This is a genomic window from Catenovulum maritimum (genome assembly GCF_001050375.1).
Taxonomy (GTDB): Bacteria; Pseudomonadota; Gammaproteobacteria; order Enterobacterales; family Alteromonadaceae; genus Catenovulum; species Catenovulum maritimum.
The window spans coordinates 1-22875 of record NZ_KQ130483.1; the positions used below are offsets into that span (position 1 = coordinate 1).

Consider the following 22875-nt stretch of genomic DNA (forward strand, 5'->3'; position numbering starts at 1 on the left):
CTGCGTACACGAATATATACATACGTAACAACTGCGCAAAACATAATTAATATACCAGACAAAGGCCAATATGCCATCCATTGAATTGGAAGACCCGAAGGGTCTTGCGGCAACAACCAAAAACTGGAAATTAAAACTAAAGACAATGTAGAACCAATATAACCGGCATGAACAACAGCATTGGCAGGTTTAATAAAGTAAGTAAAAATTAACCAAGCAATATACGGAGTACAATAAAATAAAGTGCCGCCAAATATGCTTATTAGAAAAGAATAAAAATCAAAACTTTTATACAGTACCGACAAAATACTTAGACAGATACCAAGTAAAATAGGTATCGAGAAATAGAACTTCATCACCATCCTTGATAAGCACCTAACAGCTTAATCATTAGAAGTGCGTATAGAACTTTTCAATATTGAGTCTAACAACGCCATTCCAATAAGTTTTAAATTAATAATTTCATAAACTTAAGCTTAAATTAACTAAAGTGCAACAACAATTTTAGGTTAGAAACCAAGCCAATCGTCAAAGCGAGTCAAATATAGGGTCGTTATGTAAACTCACTATTATAAAAAACGAATAAAATCATATTGTTAATTACTATTATCTTCAGGAAACCAATACCTTGTTAAAAACAAAGCGAGAAATAATTTGAGTTTTTGGCATCTTGCCATTACAACTGTATAAACAACCAGCAATTGGGTTGAAGGATTTACTGATGGCTAAATATATATTCATAGATTCAACTAAAATGGAATTGTCAGAAAAATTTGGCTTATTTAAGACGTCGATATCCTAGAAGTAAAACATATGTCTGCTTTGAGTCGGTTAGTTGGCGCCCAACTATAATCTAGTTAAGATCTGCAATTCGCTCAAAGCAGAAATATAGGCTTTGTGCCACAGTGAACTTAATTTGTCAGCGGCAAACTTAATGGAATTCAGTGGTGACCGTAAATGTCATTTGGTGGCTGTGTCGAATGATAATGACTGGCATTTTTGATGTAATAGGCTGGCAAATTTAATGTGATTTTCCATAAAAAACAGATAGATAAATACTACTTAACTTAGGTTAACAAAAACAAACAATTTGCTACTTTATGAAACGGTATGTTTAACCATTTTTATATATATTTAAGTTACCTACCCCTAACTATTAAATAATATGAAAAATATTTTAGTAAAAACTATCGTGACAAGTATCGTATTAAGCAGCTTAATCGCTTGCAGCAACAAAGATAAACATACAGATAATATAGTTAGTTACCAAACACCCGGTGCAGAAAAACTCCAGCAATCTATTATCTATAACGTCACAGTAAAAGATCAAAATTTAACCGTGTTTGAGTCAACTCCCCCTTTAGAGAAATTATGCATAAACTACAACTGTGATGGTGCAGACAATGCAAGAAAAGATAAAAGAAGTACAGCTTGGACTCAATTTTCTTTTGCTGAACAAGCAAGTTTTACCGTGAAAAAGAACAAAGTAGCTGGAGCGCTTTCCGACATTTTTGTCAGACCCCGCCGAACTGAAAATATCGATTATAAAATCATAAAAAAAGATTTAAGAAATGCGACTATCACAGTGCAGGTCTTAAAACCAAGCGCAAAATTATCTATAGAATATATTGATGATAGATATCATAAAGTAAGGGAGTTACCACTTGATGGTTTAATGATTTTTACCGATCCACTTGAATCCAAGGATCTAATAAAGGCTCCGGATATTAAATCAAACGATACTTATGTAGTTAAATATGGCGAATCATTCGATCACTCGAGAGCGAATAAAGCAACTGCAGTATATTTTGAAGCTGGTGTACATGAACTGGGTTATTGGGAAGTACCTGAATCAGTTATACATGTTTATTTAGCCGGAGGAGCTTATGTTAAAGGGGCGATAAACTCAGCTATGCCTTATAAAAGGTATCAAAAAGGGTTTAAAGTCACTGGTAGAGGTATTGTATCTGGTGAAGCTTTTCCTTGGAGAGCAGATAAAAGACAAAATGGTATAGTGCCTTGCATTAATGACAAAGGAGAAGCAATCGATTGTTGGTTTAACACAGTTAAGTTACTTCAAGTTGGGACAGATCAATATTACGTAGACGGTGTCACCTTTGTAAACGCACCAAGCTATGTCATAACGGGTTTTAAAGACGATAACATTGTCTGGAATTCAAACGATGGCTATGGCGAAGACGCACCTGAAAAAGATCCAATCGGGGACGATATTTTTACTGAAGAAGCACATTATTCGGGTACATTAAATAATTTTAAAGTTTTAGGTAATTGGCGATGGAATGGAGATGGTGCTGCAATTCACGCTAATTCAACAATCAAAAATTGCTTTATATCTGCATTCGATGATGCATTTAAAACCTACAGTACAAATGGTAAAGTACGCGATTGCGTTATCTGGCAAGGAGATAATGGCGCAATTTTTCAATTTGGCTGGTACGCAAAGGATATATCAAATTTAGAGGTAGAAAACCTTGATATTATACATGCTGAGCAAACGGGTCGAAATCAAAATGCAGGTATATTTAACTTCGCTGACCGAGGATATAATAGAGTTGATCCAGCAAGTCGAAAATCATTAGATAATTCAACTTTTAAAAATATCTGGGTAGAAGGTCCATTAACTCGTATTGTTGGGCTTGAAAATAAGCAAGTAAAAAATCAGTCGTTTAGAAATATCACTTTTGAAAACATTTTTATCGAAAGGTTAATTAATGACGAGGAAATATTAACATATGCACCACTTGGCAATGGTGCTTACAAGCCAGGTTCAGTGGATTGGCGAGGTTTACCTGTCGTTAGGCCATCTAGTATTATAAACGATTCAGGTGAGCATGGTGAGATCAAAAACATTGTATTCAAAAATTTAGTAATTGGTGGGACTAAGGTTACAAATGCGAATGCAAAATCGGTCGGTTTATTTACAATAATAGGTGCGAAAGATCAGGTCCATTTTCACTAAACCTATTCTGGTACAAACAAAAATGGCGCATTACGCGCCATTTTTATTACTATTTCATGTTAGCATAATATTCAGCTAATGCTTTCATATCTGCATCACTCAAACTAGCAACCATACCTTTCATAATAGCATTAGGTCTTTCGCCAGATTTGAATTTCTTTAGCTGATCTTCTAAATATTGCTTTTTTTGACCTGCTAAATTTGGATACATAGGAATTGCAGAAATCCCGTTTTGTCCGTGACAACCAGCGCATAGAGCTGCTTGAGGCGGTTGTGCAAAGGCATTTATTGATACTAATGCGCTAGCTGCTAGTAATAATTTTTTAAACATTAGATTCTCCCGAATAAGATAAGTATGCAGAGCTTATGTTAATAACCATCTGTAATTCAATGTTTATATCTGAATAGCCCGCTTAAATCAAAATTTATAACCAAACTTATATATTTTATAATTTTGAACTAAATTATTATACTGCTTTACACAAATAATAGATTGATCTTAAATAATTTATTTCACTAAATTACTGTACATTTTTCATGCATATATTAGATTTATCTTAATTTAAAAATGATAAGAAATAAATCGAGTGGCTAAAACTATAGCAATATACGCGCTCAGTAATGCGCTAAATTTAGAAGATTGCTGTCAAAACGCTAAGTTTTGGGGAGTTAATACTTTAATTCTCTCGCCTGACTTATTAAATGATCCCGATAACTTTGAATTGGTAAAATCTTACGGTCTCAAAATATGGCTAAATGTATCTATATTTAATGCGCCTGAATATTTAAAGCGAAAACCAGAACATTTTGCCATCAGTAACAAAGGACATATTGCTAAAACGTCATGGTGCCAATTTGTTTGCCCTAGCCAGTCAGGTTATATAGACAAACTTGTGTCAGATTTAAAAAGCTGGCTAGAAGCGGATCAGGTAAGTTATATCAGTCTAGATTTTTTACGCCATTATTTATTTTGGCAAGATCAACCTTATGAATTAATAAATGCAGATGATATTGAGTATGGCTGTTTTTGCAATCTATGCCTAAATCGATTCATACAAGAGACAGAGCAAAACATTGCAATCACAGATGTCACTAGTGAAACCCAAGTTAAATTACAATACCAAGCGTGGCGAATTGAGTTAATTACTCAGACAGCCAAAAAACTCTATAATGAAATAAAAACAATTGCGCCAAAGTCTGAAATTATCCTAAATACTATGCCGTGGAAATATGACGAATTTAACTCAGCGTTAGAAAAATTCGGCGGTCAAAAACTTGATACTCTTGCCAATTACTTTGATGCTATCTGCCCAATTGCATTTAGCCATATCACCCCACAAGAAGCATCTGAAAAAGCCGCGCTAATGGAATATTACCACTCCATTAGTGACAAGAAGATTTACTATGGTTTACAGGTAGATCATTGGCGTTTGAAATTTGACATTCCAAACAACCAATTTGAAACCGAACTCAAACGTAACATTGTAGAAGCTAAAGATGGTATGGTGATTTATAATTACAAACATTTAGTTGAGAACGAAGAAAAAGCGCGAATTTTAAAAAGGCACCTTAACCCTGAGATACATTTTTAACTGTCGTTATTAATTGCTTTTGCAATTTCTTCTGGGATTTTAGGCCTACCCTTTGTATTCAACGCAGTGGCATAAATTTTTGCTCTCATAATATTTTCATTATTTTGATTTATTATGCTTTGCTCAAAACAAACCTTTAACCTTGAACTAAGACTCCAGTTTACAGCGACTTTAAAACTATCAGAGCTTTGTAATGATTTTAAATAGTCTACCTCAGCACGAATTACAACTAAGTTAATGCCTTGTGTGGCCAAAGCAGCAAAATCAATCCCTTTCATTTTCAAAAATTCATGTCGAGCATGCTCCAAGTAATTCATATATACACTATTATTTACGATTCCTTGCATATCGCATTCATAGTCTCTAACTTGCATCTCCAATTGGTACATAAGCTCACTCCAAAAATTTAATATCGGTTTATATCATCAAACTAAGATATCTCAAACGTTATATCCTAGATTCACTATAGAAATGCCTTTCCTTTCATTTCAGTGTTTTATTAGTACATTCACCTGCTATACTTCGTCGCAGAATATTTTTAAATTTATATGTTGATTTATCTCTTTTATTTAAAAGAAGAACAATCACTTTATACTGTTGAAGGAAAATTTATGACAACTGATAAGTCTAAGATTATATACACAATTACTGATGAAGCGCCGGCATTGGCAACTCATTCTTTATTACCAATTATCCAAGCATATGCAGCTAAAGCAGGTGTTGAAGTCGATACACGTGATATATCTTTAGCCGGCCGTATTCTTGCCAATTTATCAGACTTTTTACCAGAAGATCAAAAAGTAGCTGACGCACTAGCTGAATTAGGTGAATTAGCTAAAACACCAGAAGCAAATATTATCAAATTACCTAATGTTTCAGCTTCAATTCCTCAATTACAAGCAGCTATTAAAGAGTTGCAAGCAAAAGGTTTTGCTTTACCAGAATTCCCTGAAGAAGCCAAAACAGATGAAGAGAAAGCAATTAAAGCAGCTTACTCTAAAGTTTTAGGTTCAGCTGTAAACCCTGTACTACGTGAAGGTAATTCTGACCGTCGTGCACCTGGTTCAGTTAAGCAATATGCTAAAAATAACCCACACCGCATGGGTAAATGGGCTAAAGATTCTAAAGCTCATGTTGCTTCTATGTCTGAAGGCGATTTCTACGCGAGTGAAAAATCAGTTACGGTTGAATCAGCAAGCCAATTCAAAATTGAATTTACAGCTGCAGACGGTACAACAAGTTTATTAAAAGATTTCGCACCTTTATTAGCAGGTGAAGTCATTGACTCATCTGTAATGAGTGCTAAAGCATTACAAACCTTTTTAGCTGAAGAAATTGCTGACGCTAAAGCACAAGGTGTATTATTTTCATTACACATGAAAGCAACCATGATGAAGGTTTCTGACCCAATTATTTTCGGTCAATGTGTATCTGTATTCTATAAAGATGTTTTAGCTAAGCACGCAGACTTATTTGCTGAGTTAGGTGTTGATGTAAACAACGGTATTGGTGATGTTTACGCTAAAATTGGTGGTTTAGACGCAGCTAAGCAAGCTGAAATCAAAGCAGATTTTGACGCAGTTTACGCAGCAGCTCCAAGCTTAGCTATGGTTGACTCTGATAAAGGCATTACTAATTTACATGTACCATCAGACGTAATCATTGACGCTTCAATGCCTGCAATGATCCGTGGTGGCGGTAAAATGTGGGATGCTGCTGGTAAAGAGCAAGACGCTAAAGCTGTAATTCCAGATCGTTGTTATGCTGGTGTTTACGATGAAACGATTAAATTCTGTATTGAAAACGGCGCGTTTGACGTAACAACTATGGGTACTGTGCCTAACGTTGGTTTAATGGCTCAAAAAGCTGAAGAGTACGGTTCACACGATAAGACTTTCCAAGCATCTGCTGCGGGTACAATCAAAGTTGTTTCTGATAGCGGTGAAGTATTAATGGAACAAGCTGTTGAAGCTGGCGATATCTTCCGTATGTCTCAAGCTAAAGATGCACCAATTCAAGATTGGGTTAAATTAGCTGTTACTCGTTCACGTTTATCTAATACACCAGCAATTTTCTGGTTAGACGAAAACCGTGCTCACGATGCGCAAATGATTAAGAAAGTTAAGCAATACTTACCACAACACGACACGGCTGGTTTAGATATCCAAATCTTATCTCCTGTAGAAGCAACTAAAGTAACTTTACAGCGTTGTAAAGATGGCTTAGACACAATTTCTGTAACTGGTAACGTATTACGTGATTACTTAACTGATTTATTCCCAATTTTAGAATTAGGTACATCAGCTAAGATGCTTTCAATCGTACCATTAATGAATGGTGGTGGTTTATTTGAAACTGGCGCGGGTGGTTCAGCACCTAAACATGTTCAACAATTCGAAAAAGAAAACTACCTACGTTGGGATTCTTTAGGTGAGTTCTTAGCTTTAGCAGCTTCATTTGAACATTTAAGTAACTTTGCATCAAACCCTAAAGCAAAAGTTTTAGCGGACACTTTAGATAAAGCAACAGGTACTTTCTTATTGAATGATAAATCGCCTGCACGTAAGTTAGGCTCTATCGATAACAGAGGTAGCCACTTCTATTTAGCTATGTATTGGGCACAAGAGTTAGCGGCGCAAAATGATGATGCAGAGCTTAAAGCTCAGTTTGAAGCATTAGCTGCAACTTTAACTGAAAATGAAGAGAAAATCGTTGCTGAATTAAACGGAGCTCAAGGTCCAGCACAAAATGTTGAAGGTTATTATCAACCAAACCCTGAGTTAGCTTCTAAAGCTATGCGCCCTAGTGCAACATTAAACTCAGCAATCGAAAGCTTCTAATATTTAGCTTTAGTTGATTGATGTTTTGAAGCCGCTAAACTTAGTTTAGCGGCTTTTTCATTTCTTAATGATTTAAAGCCTTGCCTCTTACACCAGCCAAAGTCAGGAATCTAAAATCCTAACTCTACTTAAGCCACTTACCCCGAGCTCAATTTATTTATTTTGAATTTAAAGCTTAAAGCGCCAAATGCTATCCCTGTATTAACAGCAAGTAATAGATTTTTTAGATGGGTGATATATGAGAGCTATGAATATGATGTTTCTCAAGTCGAGTTTATAGAGGGTTTTAGACGAATGTCATTTGCTGGATATAAAAAAGCCGATGAAGCGCCATCGGCTATTAAAATACTAGTTATATTAGCTAGCCTTCAACATCTGGCTTAACAATTTCACTAAGTAAATAAGTGACAGGTTTATTTAAGCGGCCATAATCATACTCACTGATTTTAAAATGCCAAGCTTGTTGCTTTAGATTATCATCAGATTGAATATATAAATAATAATCTTCAGCCTGCTGTTTAGCCATTAAAGTTAGATTCTTGCCATCAAGTAATTCAATTTTAATTAAAATATTCGGGGCAGAAAATAATTCAGTGTCATAGTCAAAGACAGATTCAAAATTAAGCGACTTAATATCAGTAAAGTAATCTATAATTTTTTGCTGATTATTTAGCTCATAACCCTCTGGAATTAAGCTTAGACTGTAAGTCAAATCTTGGTCTGGCTCTTGGCTGCTTGACAATGTCCAGCTTTGTTTAGCTTGGTCAGCTTCGACTGATTCAAAGCTTAGACTTTTAATATCTTTAGTATTAAAACTAAACAAACTGGTGTTTAACCAATCAATATTATCTTCAGGTAGATTGATATTTTGATCTAGCAACCAAGTTTGAGGGTTAGACACTAATTTTATATAGCTCCCCTTTGCAGAACTGGCTACATTGCCTAAATAGAATTCAAATTGAGTCTGTTCGAAATCAAGCTTAATCAAATTAGGCCGCTCTTCTATATCATCAGAGTTTACATCTAGCCCAAGTTTAAAGTACTTGTCTGCTGACCCAGTCTTAGGTTCTATATTTTTAGCTGCTAAGATATTCTTATACCAGCTTGAGACTTGGTTTAGATCAACGGGGTAATTAGCCGCATTAACCATACGCCAGATATTATTGTCTAACTGCGCATGTATGATTAGTTGGCCAGCTTTATCATAAATCTTAATACCATTTAGACCTGCTTTATTCTCTACAACGCTTGAGTTCCAGAGTGGATAAAACTGAGTATCATCGATATCAGATGAACTATTTAAATTGATGCCTAAAAAAATCAGGCTCGCGGTAAAAACGATTAAAATAAGTACATAAATGTTTTTCATGCAATCACCTAAACTAATCTTCTACGTTTAAACAATAAGCTCAGTAAAAAAAGTAAGAAAGTTAAAACTATTGGCGCAACTGCAATATTTAAGAATTTTAACCAACTACCAAGCTCATCAATATCTTTATCCAATTGATGGCGAACTTCTCTTAATTCTTTACGAATATTAATTTTTTCTTGAAGGAAGTTTTTAATCGCGAGTTCTTGCTCGTCAGATAAAACTAAATTACCCGATTCACTAGTTTGTAGCTGGCTTAACTGTTGCTCAGTTTCTGAAAGTCTAGCTTGTAAAGCTTGCTCTTTCTCTCTGAATTGAGCTTGAGCTTTTACTTCAAGTTCTTCCACTTTTGTAAAAGGACGGCTGAATTTGCCTCTAGCTCGGATGCTGATTAAATCAGACGAACCACTTAAGTTTTCGACCGCATTCGCGACTAAGTCTCCATTATTTGCAAATGGTGTCGCTATGGCTTGGCCAAAGAAGTTTGATGTTTGAACCCAAAAGCGATCTGCTAGCAAATCTGTATCCGCGATTAAAATTAAATTAGATTCAGAGTTGGAGGAAGTAAAATCAGGATTTTGATTATATTCTTCATCATCAGCATAAGCTGACTTTATTTCACCATGTATCCTAGCAGCTAATGTATAAACTTCTCCCGATGGTGTAAATCCAGTTTGAAGCTTTACCGGGTCTGTTTGGCTCATATAAAGCATACTTGAAGTAGTCGACGCATACTCAGAGCTTGTAAATAGTGGCTCTAATTTAATACCTGAATTTGTCTCAGCTAATTCCAGATAGCCGAACGATGCTCCATTAATTGAATCCAGCTGCCCTGTCACAGCATCATCTTTACTAATATTTTCTTGAGTTAAACCAAGGAAGCCAAAATGTTTACCACTTCCGCCTGAAGGTAAACGAATCTCAAGTGATTTTGCTGCGTCTAGTACAACTTGGTCACCTTCAAATGAAATACCCCATTTATTGACTAGCCCAGCTAAAGGACTTGCTGTTGGCATGCCTCCGTCAGGGTTAGATTCACTTAACGGATCAATAAAGGCAAGTACTTTTCCGCCTTTCATTAAATATTGGTCAATAGCGAAAGTTAAATCATCAGATAAATTACTTGGATTAATTAGCATTAAAGTATCTAAATCATCAGGAATATTGTCTGTTAGTTGTTCTACCTGATACATTTGGGTCAACTGCTGATAAAAAACCCAAGGTGACTGCACACCGGCCATTGGGTTCATCGGATTAGCTGGTCCACCTGTAATTGGTAAATCAGTTATTAATCCAATTTTAACTTTGTCAGCATCAGAGAGTTTATTCAGTAATTTACTAATATCATATTCTAAGAATGTTTCTTTTGCTGGATCGAAAAAAGCAATTATCTCTTGGTCATCAACTGAGTTTCTTGCACCTAATCCAAAATATAGACTCTCGCCCATAGCGCCAACTTGAGCGGCGGTTAAACCAAATTCGGCCGCTTTATCTTCCGCTTCAGAAAATGGTTCAGGATCGATTACTTGTAATTTCAATTTTCCATTACTATAAAGTTCATATTCTTCTAATAATGATTGTACTCGTTGGGCATAATTTCTGATTTGTGTCATCCCTTCAGAGGTTTTATCTGAAAAGAAAAAATACAAGTGAATTGGCTCATCCATTTTCTGTAAAATAGATTTACTTCCATCAGACAGGCTGTAAACCTGATTTTCAGTTAAATCTAAGCGAAACTTAGATAAAAATAAATTATTGAGTAAAGCTGCACCAAAAAAGAGTGCAACTAAAGTAATCATGAAAATCGTTACTTGAGTTTTTTTCATTGTTATCACTCCTTAATCTGCTTTCTTTTGCTGAACAACTACTAATCCAGCCCATAGCCAGATAAAACTAACTAATACAAAATAAAAGATATCATTTAAGCTAATGACACCTTTCGCCATAGCTTCAAAATGAGTTAAGAAACTAAAAGACGCAACTGTGTCCAGTACTAAACTTGGTACAATACCTTTTAACGCAGAAAGCACCATGCCTGTTCCACTTAAAACAAATAAGAAACAAACAACAACAGCTAAAATGAATGCAACCACTTGGCTTTTTGAGATAGCTGACATGCACATACCGATAGCTAAAAATGCAGCGGACATAAACCAACTCGCAATATACGCAGAAATAATGATGCCGTTATCAGGTAAACCAAGATAATTAACCGTTATCACAAGTGGGAAAGTTAAAATGAGTGCTAAACCGATAACAAACCATGCTGCTAAAAATTTACCAAACATAGCTTGTTTTATCGTAATAGGTAATGTCATTAGTAATTCAATCGAACCTGATTTTCTTTCTTCCGACCAAGATTTCATTGCAATTGCTGGTACTAAAAACAAATATAACCAAGGCAAAAAATTAAAAAATGGTAGTAAATCAGCCTGACCTCTTTCGTAAAGCCCTCCGAAAAAGAAAGTAAATACACCACTCATCATTAAAAAAATCAAAATAAAGACATAAGCTACAGGTGTAGCAAAAAAACTAGCAAATTCTCTTTTGAAAATAACCCAAGTCATTATGCTACCTCCATTGATTGAGTCTGAGTGATTTGTCTAAACACGTCGTCGAGCTTTCCTTTTTCAAGATACATAGCCTTTACTGACCAATTGTGTGTTTGTACCATGTCGAAAATTTGAGGGAATAGTGAATCATAGCTCTCGTGCGCAACTAGCGTAACGACACTACTACTTTGTTCTATCATATCAATTACACCAGGGGCTAATCTAAGTTGAGAAAAGTCTGGAGGTGTACCTTCAAACTCGATAGTAACAGCTTGATTGAACTTAGATTTTTGCTCTAATTCTTCGGGTGTTCCATCGAATAATTTCTCACCTGAAGCGATAATAACGGCACGATTACAAACAGCACTCACTTCTTCCAAAATATGTGTAGAAACAATAACAATTTTATCTTTTGATAAATTCTGTATTAACTTTCTAACTTGATGTTTTTGATTTGGATCTAATCCATCAGTAGGCTCATCCAGAATCAGTACTTTAGGATCATGTAAAATCGCTTGTGCTAAACCTACTCGGCGTTTAAAACCTTTGGATAAATTATCAATTTGACGATCTAAAACTTGCTCCAATTCAACTTGCTTAACTACGGCGGCTAATCTTTCTTTTTTATATTTTCCAGTTAAGCCTCTGACCTGAGCAATGAAAGTTAAAAATTGAGCAACAGTCATATCACCATATGCTGGTGCACCTTCAGGTAAATAACCTAAAAGTTTTTTAGCTTTGATTGGATGCTTAATAATATTTAGATCATGAATTTCAACACTGCCTGAACTTGGTTCAAGGAATCCAGTAATCATCTTCATTGTTGTAGATTTCCCAGCGCCATTTGGGCCTAGAAAACCAACAATATCTCCAGGACTCACTTCAAAATTTAGTTGATTGACAGCGACGAAATCACCAAATTTTTTAGTCAGATTTTTTATACGGATCATAACGTCAAATTTTTCCTATTGCTTTAAAGTAAATTTAAAAGAGAAGTATTAATAACAATATAAACTATTTATTTTGTTAGTTTTTTGAATGTTACTAATCGGAAAATAATATGTAGGCAGAGCACTTAAATTTCAAGAGAAATTTAAGTGCTTTTATAGAGGATTTGTTTATTTATAAATTGTGGCGCAGTTTCGACCATTTTCTTTAGATTGATATAAAGCCTGATCTGCTGACTCTATCCATTCACTATGTGATTTTATATTTTTTGTTAGTTCGGCGACACCTAGACTAACTGTATATTTAAATTTTTGATCTTGATATTGAACAACAGAGTCCTCAATACTTTTACGCAAACGTTCAACAAAGGTCATCGATTGCTCTGCTGTAGTTCCGATTAATAGCACTGTATATTCTTCACCACCATAGCGTCCCGCTACATCGGTTTCTCGCATATTCATTATCAGCAAATCAGCTGTATTTTTAATTGCTGCATCGCCAGCTGGGTGACCATATTTATCATTAACCTTTTTAAAGTGGTCAATATCAAACATAACTAAAGTACTAACTTGTTCTGTACGTTGCGCTCGCTTAAATTCTTTAGCTAAGCAATCTTCCCAGTAACCACGATTATATAGACCTGTTAACTTGTCAGTTCTTGATAATCTTTTTAGCTCATTATTGACCGCATTTAATTCAATTCGATTTACTGCAACATCTGTTACGTCATAAACAATAATCCCTATTTTCTCGACTACTCCAACTGACGAATCAAGTGGGATTATAGTGATATTTTGGTACATAAATTGAGCAGAACCAGTAATTGGACGATAGTTTTTGAATTTAAATAAATAAGGTCGTTGTTCCCAGGTTGTAAAAGCTCGGGTATTAAGTTGGAAGACACTTTCTGCTTTATGACAAAACCAGTCTCTATTAATTTCAGGAAAGGCATCAAATAAAACTTGCTCACGAACTTCATATGGATGCAAACCACTATGGCTTTCCATGAAATTGTTCCACAATTGAATCTTGTATTCACGATCAAGTACAACTAAGCCGACATCTAAGTTTTGCAGCATAGCCATAAATGAATGCATTTCTTTAAATTGGTCTGATGATTGTGATGAATCGGTCATTAATCTTCCAATAAGTAATCTACTTTACGGTTAAGCACATCAATTGCATCTTCAGTGAATAATATTAATAAATCGCAGTTAATATCATAACCTTCAATTTTGTAATTGATTTCTATGGCTAATGTTTTAGTCCATCTGTAATTATCTGATTTAAGTAAATCATTTAAGTTAACATGTTGACCTAAAACAACTGGGTGTCCCTGACTAAAATTAACATCAAGTTGTTCACCAATTCCTCGCAAACATGCACCTATAAGAATATTTGCAACATCCATTAGAAGCTCAAGTTCTAATGCAGCATCCAATACGCCTTTATATTGCAGTAAGCTCGAAATATCGCTAAAACTGGTGTCATTAAAGATTAATAATGCTTCACCAGAGATTGCGTTCCCGATAAAACCTTGGCACACACCAGAAACTGTATCTGAATTTTCAATCCCACTTAAAGCCATCCTAAGTTCATTTACTTCAATCAAGTTTACCACGGGTATTGGTAATATAACCTTTACACCAAGTAAACGAGCGAGTAAATCAGCTGCTTGCCCCATGGCAACATTACTGATCTCTTGATAGCAATCTCGTTGATCTTCAGTGATTGAAACGGATACTGATTGATTCACTAATATAATTCTCTTTTTAAATAATTATAAAATGCCAAATTTAGTTAGTACTTCAGCGGCTTTATCTGTCGAAATTGGCTTTTTAATAAATTCTAATGCACCTAATTGAGTTACTTCGGCTCGAGCTTCAGGTTGGATATCGCCTGAAACTACAATAACGCATGCATTAAGCTCATTCTTTTTGATATAAGCAAGCGTTTCATAGCCATCCATAACCGGCATTGTAAGGTCTAAAAAAACAACTTCGCCTTTACCTTCTTTGATAACTTGAATCGCTTCTTCACCGTTGCAAGCAAATGTAATTTCTACATCCCAATTTTTTGGGAGAGCTCTTGCCATTTGTTTGCGAGCAAAACTTGAGTCATCACAAATTAACACAGGGGTTGCCATAACCTTAAGATTTTCCTTATTTACAAAAATAACCTTACATGATTTACAATTGTTGGTTAAAAATTTAACTTTAGCAAATCTAAATTTGATTTTTTTCTCAATAATTTCATTTTATTAGAATAAATAATTAATTTTATATAAAACAATATATTTATCTGATTTTTTGATATGGTATGAGAGCTTTTATAGCTTTATTCATAATTAGAACCGATAGATGGCATTGTCTTAGGTAAGTTAGAAAAAGACAAAAGTTATAAAGCTATAGAATGACTCAAATAGTTGGAGGCAAGTTATCGATAATTTAATTGAATATCCATTTGATCCAACTTATGGTTATAACCTGCATTCATTGTTAAAAGTTGCTGCCCCAGCTGTACCCCTAGATTATGAACAGTTTTGGCATGCGAAATATGCTAATGCCCTTACCATTCACCCTATGCCTAGAATACTTGATACTGGTGTAACTCGAGGCCAACATAGAGTATTTGAAATACAATATACTTCAACCAATGATTTTAAAATAAATGGTTGGTTATGTTTACCCACTACAGGCAGAGTTAACAGAGGTTTTGTTGTATCTCATGGTTATGCGGGACGAGAAGGGCCTGATTATCATTTACCTTTTTCAGATTCAGCCATATTATTTCCATGTTGTAGGGGGTTATCTAGAAGTGCTCAATCACCTATTTCAACAGAACCCAAATGGCATGTTTTACATGACATAGACAAAAAGGATCAATACATAATAGGTGGCTGCGTTGAAGATATTTGGTTAGCAGTTAGTGCCCTCATCAGACTTTTTCCGAACTTACAGCAACACATAGGTTTCCTCGGAATTAGCTTTGGCGGTGGTGTTGGTGCTATGGCTGTTGCTTGGGATAAACGAATATCAAAAGCACATTTTAATATTCCTAGTTTTGGCAATCAGCCTCTTAGACTTGAATTAGCAACCACAGGTAGTGCCGACTCAGTCCAAAATTTTTATAAACAAAATAAGCAGTTAACTTTAAACACCTTGTCATATTATGATGCTGCAATAGCGGCTAAGTTTATTACTATACCGACACATACGGCAGCCGCTTTATTTGACCCTATGGTCGCCCCGCCAGGTCAATTTAGTATTTATAATGCAATACGTGATGATAAGTCATTATTTGTATTAGAAGCTGGGCACCATGATTACCCAAATAAACAAAAGCAAGATACAGCATTATTAAAAGAATTAGATACATTTTTTAACACATTATAAGCAGAGAGATGGAAATGAAGCGCGAGTACCAAAAATGGTGGAGTCCTGCATTAGAAAGGGAAATGGAGTTATTGATTTTTGGTCATTCCGGACGAAAAGTTTTAGTTTTTCCAACTCGTGGTGGTCGTTTTTATGAGTATGAAGATTTAAGAATAGTACAGCGACTAGCCAGTCAAATAGAACAGGGTGAAATTCAATTATTTTGTATTGACGGCATAGATGCCGAAACATTTTACTGTTTTTGGGCTCACCCATCTGGTCGGATTAACCGCTATCAAGCTTACGAAGATTACGTTATCAATGAAGTTATTCCATTTATAAATGAACAAAATCAGCACCCTGAATTAATCTCTCACGGTTGCAGTTTAGGCGCTTTCCATGCAGCTAATATTGCATTTAAATATCCAAAAATCTTTACTGAATTAATGGCATTTAGTGGCCGATATGATCTCACTTTAAATGTCGAGTACTTCTCCGACCTGTTTAATGGCTTTTACAATGAAGACGTTTATTTTAATACTCCGACTCATTTTTTACCCAATTTATCATGTCCGAAACAGCTTGCTGAGATCAGAAATTTAAAAATCACACTAGTAATAGGTCAAGAAGACCCATTCTTTCAAAATAACCTAGATCTATGTCACATCCTAAATCAGAAAGACATACAACATAATTTTTATGTTTGGGAAGAGAGAGCACATACTGGCTATTACTGGAGGAGGATGGCTTCAATTTATTTTAAATAAATTTCGAACTTTAATACTAACTTGTCATTCTTAATCTATAATTAATTCAATCAAATCAAGGGAGTCAGTAAATGTCAGAATCGAACTCTAGCAATATGTTAATTGCTGCGGTAATCGCAGTACCCGTCGTTTCAGCTGGTTTATATTTTGCATTGTCTGGTGATGAAAAACCAGAGTCTGTTAATCAACCAATAGTTGAAGAAATAAAACCAATTACCCCCCCTACTCTTGCTAAATTACCAGAGAAAGTTAATAAAGAGCCGGAAATGCCAGTTGTCGTGTTAGACAATCAAGATGATATGTCTGATGACGAAGTTGAAGAGTTAAAAAAGCCTGAACAGCCTAAATTACCCAGTCTTAATAACAGTGATTCTCTAGTTAAACAAGATTTAGCTGATAGTTATCAAAGCTCAAGTTTGATTGATTTACTCGTCCCTGAGGACGTCATTAGAAAATTTGTTGTTTTTAGTGAAAATGCTGCTCAGGGAGATTTAATCCAAAGACACAGTCCAGTATTAAAACCATCTCAAGCTTTTAAAGCAATTCCGATTAATGATAAAGAATATATTATTGATCCAACCACTTATCAAAGATATGACAAGTATGTTGATTTAGTAACTGAGTTATCTACAGAAACGATTTTAGATTATCTCGACAAATTTGAGCCATTATTAACAGAAGCTTACCAAGAGATTGGCTATGAATCCGCAGACATAAAGGTCACAATATCAGATACTATTACGCATATCTTACAAACGCCTGTTATTAGAAATGATATTAAACTGGTTGCACCTTCAGCGATGTATAAATTTGCAGATGACGATTTAGAATCACTAAATCCAATTCAAAAGTTTATGCTACGTTTAGGTCCTGATAACTTAGAAAAACTGCAAGCGAGTTTAAAACCACTAAAATCTAAACTAGATGAGTAATTGATCATCAAATGATTCATTATCTAACCCGATACCGGGTTAGATAATTTACCAATTAGATAGTGCTTCTAATGAAAATAATTTAGTTTGATAACTTAGTACAATACTCTGCGGTTCAATTTTTATCAGTTTAAGCCCGCTTTCAAACGTTTCCCCTTCATTTAATACTTTGCCATTTACTTTGATCCATCTTTGATTCGGATCAGAAGAATAAATATGCGTTTGAAACTCTAATCTTGGTATCAGTTTTTGAAATTCATAAGGGTGTTCTGCTAAAGGCTTCACTTGACTATGAACTTTATGGCTAATCTCTTCATCTGATAATGCCATGGTTTGTTCCATCGCAAGAGCAAACTTTTTCAACAAATCGTCTGACACTGGAGATTCAATTATTCTTGCGTCGTTTTGAGAGTTTGTAGCTTCATCTTCTGTATCTTTAGTTTTTACTGCTACAACAAAATTGCTCGATTGACTCTTTTCATTGTCATCTAAGCTTAACGCTTCTTCCACTTCACTAACTGGATTTGAGTTTGTTACTGTCGATTTTATCGATTCAACAGCGGTCACCGCCTCTTTCTTTTTAGTCTTTTGTAGTTTTGCAATCGACATATCAGATATAGAAAAAGCCTCGACTTTAATACCCCTTTCAGTTTTAAGTTTATTGGGTATAGTTTCTTGGCTGGAAACCAGCGGCGCTTTATCTTTGCTCGTTTTGTTATCCAAACTTAAATTAGAATTTTCAGGAACAGGCGCTGCGACAGCTAAGCTGTTTATCTGTGTTGCATCAGATACACTTTTAATTGCGAAATAATAGCCAGAGTAAAAGACTAAGCCAGTAAAAATAAAAACCAAGGGCCAAATTTTAAACTGTCTATATATAAAATCAGCTTTAGTATCTTGAGCATATAACGAAGCGCTTTGTTCTTTTTCAATTAAGGTATTGTTTTCAGATTTTTTTAAAGCTTCTAATAAATACGACATAAATTTACTTAGGCCCTAGTAGTTTAGGTGACGACGAAACGAACTTTTGCTGCAATGCAATTAAACTCATGGTGTCCGCATATGGCGTTAAAGATAAACCAAGCTTATTTTGAAATTGGTTGAGCTTAAGTTGTAATGGTTTATCAAAAAAACTCACTTTACGACGTAATTGGTTTAACTCAACCGACAAAGCTGTTTCCAACCATTGAATTAATTCAATATCCGAATCGGCATCGATATTAATGATGTTTTCTGCTGGCGGTTGCCAAACAATTAATGCTTTGCCGCGCCAATATTTGTCTAATGTCGTTTGTTCAATTTCAATCTGCTTTTCGCTAGTATCCAGTATTAATTTGTTCCGATTATTACTACCAAGATAAAGTGAATAAAAACTACGACCGTCATGGCTATAAAGCTCTAGAATACTGGGTAAATTTAGAATATTAAGCTGTTTTAAACTGCCATTAAATTCATAGCATGCTAAGCCATATTCAATTAAATCAAGGCAAGGCTGTTCAGCCGCGATGTCTAATTCCACTAACCACTTATTTGATAAATTGCTTAAGTTTGTTAATAAATCTTGCTCTGGTATTAAATCAACAATATGTTGCGTTTGAATATTAAGCTGCTCCGATTCCAAATCATCCTGTTTCGCTTTTACTTCAACATCAGTTGAACTAATTGAGAGTGTTTTTGCTTCCATACTTTCATTGGACTGTGTGTTGATAACAAAATAAACCACAAGTAAGCAAATAAAACTAACCGTTGCCGCGAGTAAATTAACTTTAGTCAATAAGCTTTGCTGCGGATCTTGATAATCAATAGACTCTTTAGCTGCGATTAAAACAATCTTTTTATCTATCACTTGTTGCTGTTTTACAAATGCCCCTAATAAAGCTCTGTCGCAGAGTAAATTAATCAATCTCGGGATACCCTGACTAATTTTATGAATTTCATTTATCGCGCTTTTAGTAAATAAAGCTTTGTTGCAACCGGCTATCTTAAGCCTGTGCCTAATGTACTCTGCGACTTGATGCTTGTTTAATGGCAATAAGTGATATCTGGCTGTTATTCTTTGTGCGAGCTGTCTAAGCTCTTGCCTTTTAAGTAACTGTTGCAATTCAGGTTGGCCAATTAAAATAACCTGTAATAATTTTTTAGTATTAGTTTCCAGATTGGTTAGTAGCCTCAACTGCTCAAGCACTTCAGGTCTGAGATGCTGAGCTTCATCAATCATAAGTAAAGCATTCTTACCTTCAGCATGATTTGATAATAAAAACGCCTTAATCGTATCGTTTAGTGCCTTAATACTAAGATTATTTTTGTCATAATCTAATTTAAATTCATCGCAAATAGTGGCCAGTAGCTCTTGCTCAGTCAATGATGGGTTTAAAACAAAAGCAACATTAGTCTTGTCCGGAATATTATCCAGTAAACACCTAGAGATTGTCGTTTTACCTGTTCCAACTTCACCTGTTAATAAAACAAAACCACCAGTTTCATTTAAACCAAAAGTTAAATGGGCTAACGCTTCTTTATGGCGCTCACTCATAAACAAAAAATCTGGATTTGGTGCGATTGAAAAAGGTATTTCAGTTAAACCAAAAAATCCTTTATACATAAATTTTTACATTATTAGCTAATTCAGTGGCACAATATAGGCTGCTTGAGTCGAAATTCCAAGAGGCATTTAATGCAAGTTTTTTTAGTGGGTGGTGCAGTTAGAGATAATTTACTCAATATAGCTGTCAAAGATAGAGATTGGTTAGTTGTTGGAAGTACACCAGAAGAAATGCTTTCACAAGGTTACCAACAAGTGGGAAAGGACTTTCCCGTTTTTCTTCACCCTAAAACAAAAGAGGAATATGCACTCGCTCGAACAGAACAAAAGCAAGGCAATGGATATACTGGATTTATTTGCGATTTTTCTCAGGCGATTAGTTTAGAAGACGACTTAGCGCGTCGAGATTTGACGATCAATGCAATTGCACTTGATCAAGAAGATCAATTACATGATCCCTACAATGGCGTAAAAGATCTGAATGATAAAATCTTAAGGCATGTATCCCCTGCTTTTTCTGAAGACCCTTTAAGAGTCCTTAGAGTTGCAAGATTTGCAGCTAAACTTAATTACCTTGGGTTTAAAATTGCTGATGATACATTAGATTTAATGCGTTTAATCTCAATTGGTGAAGAACTTGATTGCTTAACGCCTGAGCGAGTTTGGATTGAGACCGAAAAAGCCTTAAACACGCCCAATCCTGAAGTTTATTTTAAAATATTACATGATATTGGTGCACTCAAAACCATTATGCCGGAGCTAGATAGATTATGGGGTGTCCCAAACCCTAAATTATGGCATCCAGAAATAGATACTGGCATACATACTATGATGGTATTAGCTCAAAGTAGTCAATTAAGTGGCTCAAGTGTACTAAGGTTCGCTGCTTTATGTCATGATTTAGGCAAGGGGTTAACACCTCAAGAGTGCTGGCCAAGTCATCATGGTCACGAAAAAGCGGGTATCAATGTTATCAATTCAATGTGTAAAAGATTAAAAGTACCAAACCAATATCGAGAGTTAGCAGTTTTAGTAAGCGAATTCCATTGCCACTTTCATAAGGCTTTCGAGCTTAGAGCTGAAACTTGGCTAAAAGTTTTCGACCGCTGTGATTTATGGCGAAAGCCAGACCGATTTGAGCAGATAATGCTAGCAAGTTATGCCGATTTTAAAGGAAGAAAAGATTTTGAAAATAAGACATATCCTCAGCTTGATTATGTCAAAGAATTAGTTGTAGAAACGCAGAAAATTACAGCGAAAGAGTTTGTGCAGCAAGGCTTAAAAGGGCTAGAAATTAAAGCAGCTATCACGCAGAAAAGGCTAGAATCAATAGACAAGATTAAAGCTAAATTTCATTAGGGTGTGTTGACGTTTGCCGTATATATTTTGTTCTAATTAAACGCTTTTTGCTCGCGACGCGAGATATACAGCATAGTTATTCTATGTAAATATCGAGCAACAAAGAGCAAAAAGTGTTTAAGACGAATCCGAAGGACAGCGTTTGTTTTAAATTCATAGCTCATTCAGGGAGCTCACTACATTTCAATCGCTATGCTTTGTCTAAATCTCAAACAAACTGCTGCAAAGTTGCAGTCAAAAGATCAACACACACTAGCTAGTAAATTACAAAGAAAGAACTAAACTTAATGTGTTTAATTTAATTAGGTTTAGTCAATATGCTGCTTGGGATAATATGCTTAATAATTTTGACCTTATTAATGCTTAGTTATCACATATATAATCGGAAAGATTATTACAATAATCTCAGATTAATGAGCTCTGCGATCGAAAATGCCAATCCGCTACAAAAACAATATATTTCTTCGCTAGATTTAGGCTCTAAAAAACTCGTTCATTTTTTTAGTTTTGAGCAATTAGCTGAAATTAAATCAGTTAAAAACTTACCCGAATTACTCAGTATTTTAACTGAACCAGAACGAGTAGATTTAACTCGTGCACTGGAGAAATTTAGTTATACAAAAGCCGATGAAATCTCAATCTCAATATCAACAAAATTAACTGAGTTGGATAACTCTGTTTATATAAAATTATCTAAGCTAGAAAATTCAAACCAAGTCCTACTGATTTTTCAAATACCTAGCACCTTAGTTGAATCTGTCGAAGAAACGACGCCGGCGGAATCAGAAATACAATCACAAATATTAGATGATTCAATTGAGAAACTAGCCTATTACCAAGAACAATTATTGATTTATAAACAAAGGTCTGACATAGCGATTATGTTGCCTGAGTTCACGCACGAAATAAACACGCCTATAGGTATATGTGTCACAGCAAATTCTATGTTGTCTGCCGCAACAGAAGGTATCCTTCAAAAGCTAGACGAAGGTAAACTATCTAAACCAGTCTTGGAAAAATTTTTACACGAGTCAGTCAATAGTCAAACTCTACTAGAAAGTAATATAAATCGAGCAAATGAACTAATAGCGAGCTTTAAGCAAGTAACGGTAGATCAACAGAGCGAAAATATTAGGCTATTTCCACTAAATCAGTTGTTCAATGACACTTTAAATACTTTAAGACCAAGATTGAAAAAAACACTCATTGAAGTCATCACCGACTGCAGCTCCAGTATCTGTTTAACCTCTATGCCAGGGCCACTTAGCCAAGTATTGATTAACTTAATAAACAACAGCTTAACTCATGCATTTGAGCAACAGGAAGAAGGAAGGATTAAAATTTCAGTTTTTAACTTCAATGAAAATGATACAGAAATTCTGCTAATATATGCAGATAATGGTAAAGGGATGACTGAAGAAACCCTAGAGAAACTCTTCATTCCATTTTTCACCACAAATTCAGCAAATGGTAATACGGGTTTAGGTATGTCCATTTGCTTGGAAATAGTAGAAGGCAAATTAAAAGGTGAATTTCTTTGTAATAGCTTACTGGGCACTGGCACTGAGTTTTACATAAGAATACCGATTAATATTGAAAGTAACCTAGCTTAGGTAAAAA

Annotated in this window: 18 protein-coding genes and 1 pseudogene; 8 read left to right on the plus strand and 11 right to left on the minus strand. The window is 35.0% G+C overall.

Annotated features, from left to right (window positions below; genetic code table 11):
- A partial coding sequence (locus XM47_RS02530) for a hypothetical protein (protein WP_048689237.1) occupies positions 1 to 356 on the minus strand: 356 nt, incomplete at its 3' end.
- An 809-nt stretch (positions 357 to 1165) separates the two neighbouring features.
- Here XM47_RS02530 and XM47_RS02535 point away from each other — a divergent pair.
- Positions 1166 to 2980 carry a hypothetical protein gene (locus tag XM47_RS02535; RefSeq protein ID WP_048689239.1) on the plus strand — a complete coding sequence of 605 codons (1815 nt, stop codon included), beginning with the start codon at positions 1166 to 1168 and terminating at the stop codon, positions 2978 to 2980.
- Positions 2981 to 3029: 49 nt separating this feature from the next.
- Here the strand turns inward: XM47_RS02535 and XM47_RS02540 are convergent, their stop codons facing one another.
- A complete protein-coding gene (locus tag XM47_RS02540) occupies positions 3030 to 3311 on the minus strand; it encodes a c-type cytochrome (RefSeq protein WP_048689241.1) in 282 nt (93 codons plus the stop codon).
- 256 nt (positions 3312 to 3567) lie between these two features.
- Here XM47_RS02540 and XM47_RS02545 point away from each other — a divergent pair, with 256 nt between their 5' ends.
- On the plus strand, positions 3568 to 4572 hold the full coding sequence (locus tag XM47_RS02545; protein WP_048689244.1) for a hypothetical protein: 1005 nt from the start codon (positions 3568 to 3570) through the stop codon (positions 4570 to 4572).
- Here the strand turns inward: XM47_RS02545 and XM47_RS02550 are convergent.
- Positions 4569 to 4961, minus strand: coding sequence for an acyl-CoA thioesterase (locus XM47_RS02550; RefSeq protein WP_048689246.1), 393 nt, complete (start codon positions 4959 to 4961; stop codon positions 4569 to 4571). The genes XM47_RS02545 and XM47_RS02550 overlap by 4 nt on opposite strands.
- A 222-nt stretch (positions 4962 to 5183) precedes the next feature.
- Between XM47_RS02550 and XM47_RS02555 the strand changes: the two genes are divergently transcribed.
- Positions 5184 to 7412: an NADP-dependent isocitrate dehydrogenase gene (locus tag XM47_RS02555; protein ID WP_048689249.1), complete on the plus strand. Its 2229-nt coding sequence runs from the start codon at positions 5184 to 5186 to the stop codon at positions 7410 to 7412.
- Positions 7413 to 7773: 361 nt separating this feature from the next.
- Here XM47_RS02555 and XM47_RS02565 read toward each other — a convergent pair whose 3' ends face one another.
- From XM47_RS02565 to XM47_RS19245, 6 genes and pseudogenes are all read right to left on the minus strand, one after another.
- Entirely contained in the window at positions 7774 to 8781 is a 1008-nt protein-coding gene (locus XM47_RS02565; protein ID WP_048689259.1) for a DUF4340 domain-containing protein, read from the minus strand.
- A gap of 8 nt (positions 8782 to 8789) precedes the next feature.
- Positions 8790 to 10607: a GldG family protein gene (locus tag XM47_RS02570; protein WP_048689263.1), complete on the minus strand. Its 1818-nt coding sequence runs from the start codon at positions 10605 to 10607 to the stop codon at positions 8790 to 8792.
- A 12-nt stretch (positions 10608 to 10619) separates the two neighbouring features.
- On the minus strand, positions 10620 to 11348 hold the full coding sequence (locus tag XM47_RS02575; protein ID WP_048689266.1) for an ABC transporter permease subunit: 729 nt from the start codon (positions 11346 to 11348) through the stop codon (positions 10620 to 10622).
- Positions 11348 to 12283 (minus strand): ABC transporter ATP-binding protein, encoded by a 936-nt coding sequence (locus tag XM47_RS02580; RefSeq protein ID WP_048689269.1) that lies wholly within the window; start codon positions 12281 to 12283, stop codon positions 11348 to 11350. Before XM47_RS02580 ends, XM47_RS02575 begins: the two co-directional genes overlap by 1 nt.
- A 168-nt stretch (positions 12284 to 12451) precedes the next feature.
- Positions 12452 to 13417: a GGDEF domain-containing protein gene (locus tag XM47_RS02585; RefSeq protein WP_048689272.1), complete on the minus strand. Its 966-nt coding sequence runs from the start codon at positions 13415 to 13417 to the stop codon at positions 12452 to 12454.
- Positions 13417 to 14427 (minus strand): annotated as a pseudogene (locus XM47_RS19245) (response regulator). The gene XM47_RS02585 and the pseudogene XM47_RS19245 overlap by 1 nt, the downstream one beginning before the upstream one ends.
- Before the next feature lie 349 nt (positions 14428 to 14776).
- Between XM47_RS19245 and XM47_RS02600 the strand changes: the two are divergent.
- The 3 genes from XM47_RS02600 to XM47_RS02610 all read left to right on the plus strand — a co-directional run bounded on the left by XM47_RS02600 (position 14777) and on the right by XM47_RS02610 (position 17354).
- Positions 14777 to 15676, plus strand: a complete 900-nt coding sequence (locus tag XM47_RS02600; RefSeq protein WP_245623407.1) for an acetylxylan esterase — start codon at positions 14777 to 14779, stop codon at positions 15674 to 15676.
- An 8-nt stretch (positions 15677 to 15684) separates the two neighbouring features.
- Complete coding sequence (locus XM47_RS02605; RefSeq protein WP_216595969.1) at positions 15685 to 16422, plus strand: esterase family protein; 738 nt, start codon at positions 15685 to 15687, stop codon at positions 16420 to 16422.
- 71 nt (positions 16423 to 16493) lie between these two features.
- Complete coding sequence (locus XM47_RS02610; protein WP_048689280.1) at positions 16494 to 17354, plus strand: DUF3014 domain-containing protein; 861 nt, start codon at positions 16494 to 16496, stop codon at positions 17352 to 17354.
- A 48-nt stretch (positions 17355 to 17402) separates the two neighbouring features.
- On the opposite strand, the gene XM47_RS02615 is transcribed toward XM47_RS02610, so the two are convergent.
- A complete protein-coding gene (locus XM47_RS02615; protein WP_048689283.1) occupies positions 17403 to 18335 on the minus strand; it encodes a general secretion pathway protein GspB in 933 nt (310 codons plus the stop codon).
- Between the two features lie 4 nt (positions 18336 to 18339).
- On the minus strand, positions 18340 to 19956 hold the full coding sequence (locus XM47_RS18685) for an ExeA family protein (protein ID WP_077066452.1): 1617 nt from the start codon (positions 19954 to 19956) through the stop codon (positions 18340 to 18342).
- 72 nt (positions 19957 to 20028) lie between these two features.
- Here XM47_RS18685 and XM47_RS02625 point away from each other — a divergent pair, with 72 nt between their 5' ends.
- Positions 20029 to 21255: a multifunctional CCA addition/repair protein gene (locus XM47_RS02625; protein WP_048689285.1), complete on the plus strand. Its 1227-nt coding sequence runs from the start codon at positions 20029 to 20031 to the stop codon at positions 21253 to 21255.
- A gap of 413 nt (positions 21256 to 21668) precedes the next feature.
- Positions 21669 to 22868, plus strand: a complete 1200-nt coding sequence (locus tag XM47_RS02630; protein WP_048689288.1) for a sensor histidine kinase — start codon at positions 21669 to 21671, stop codon at positions 22866 to 22868.
- Positions 22869 to 22875 lie beyond the last annotated feature (7 nt).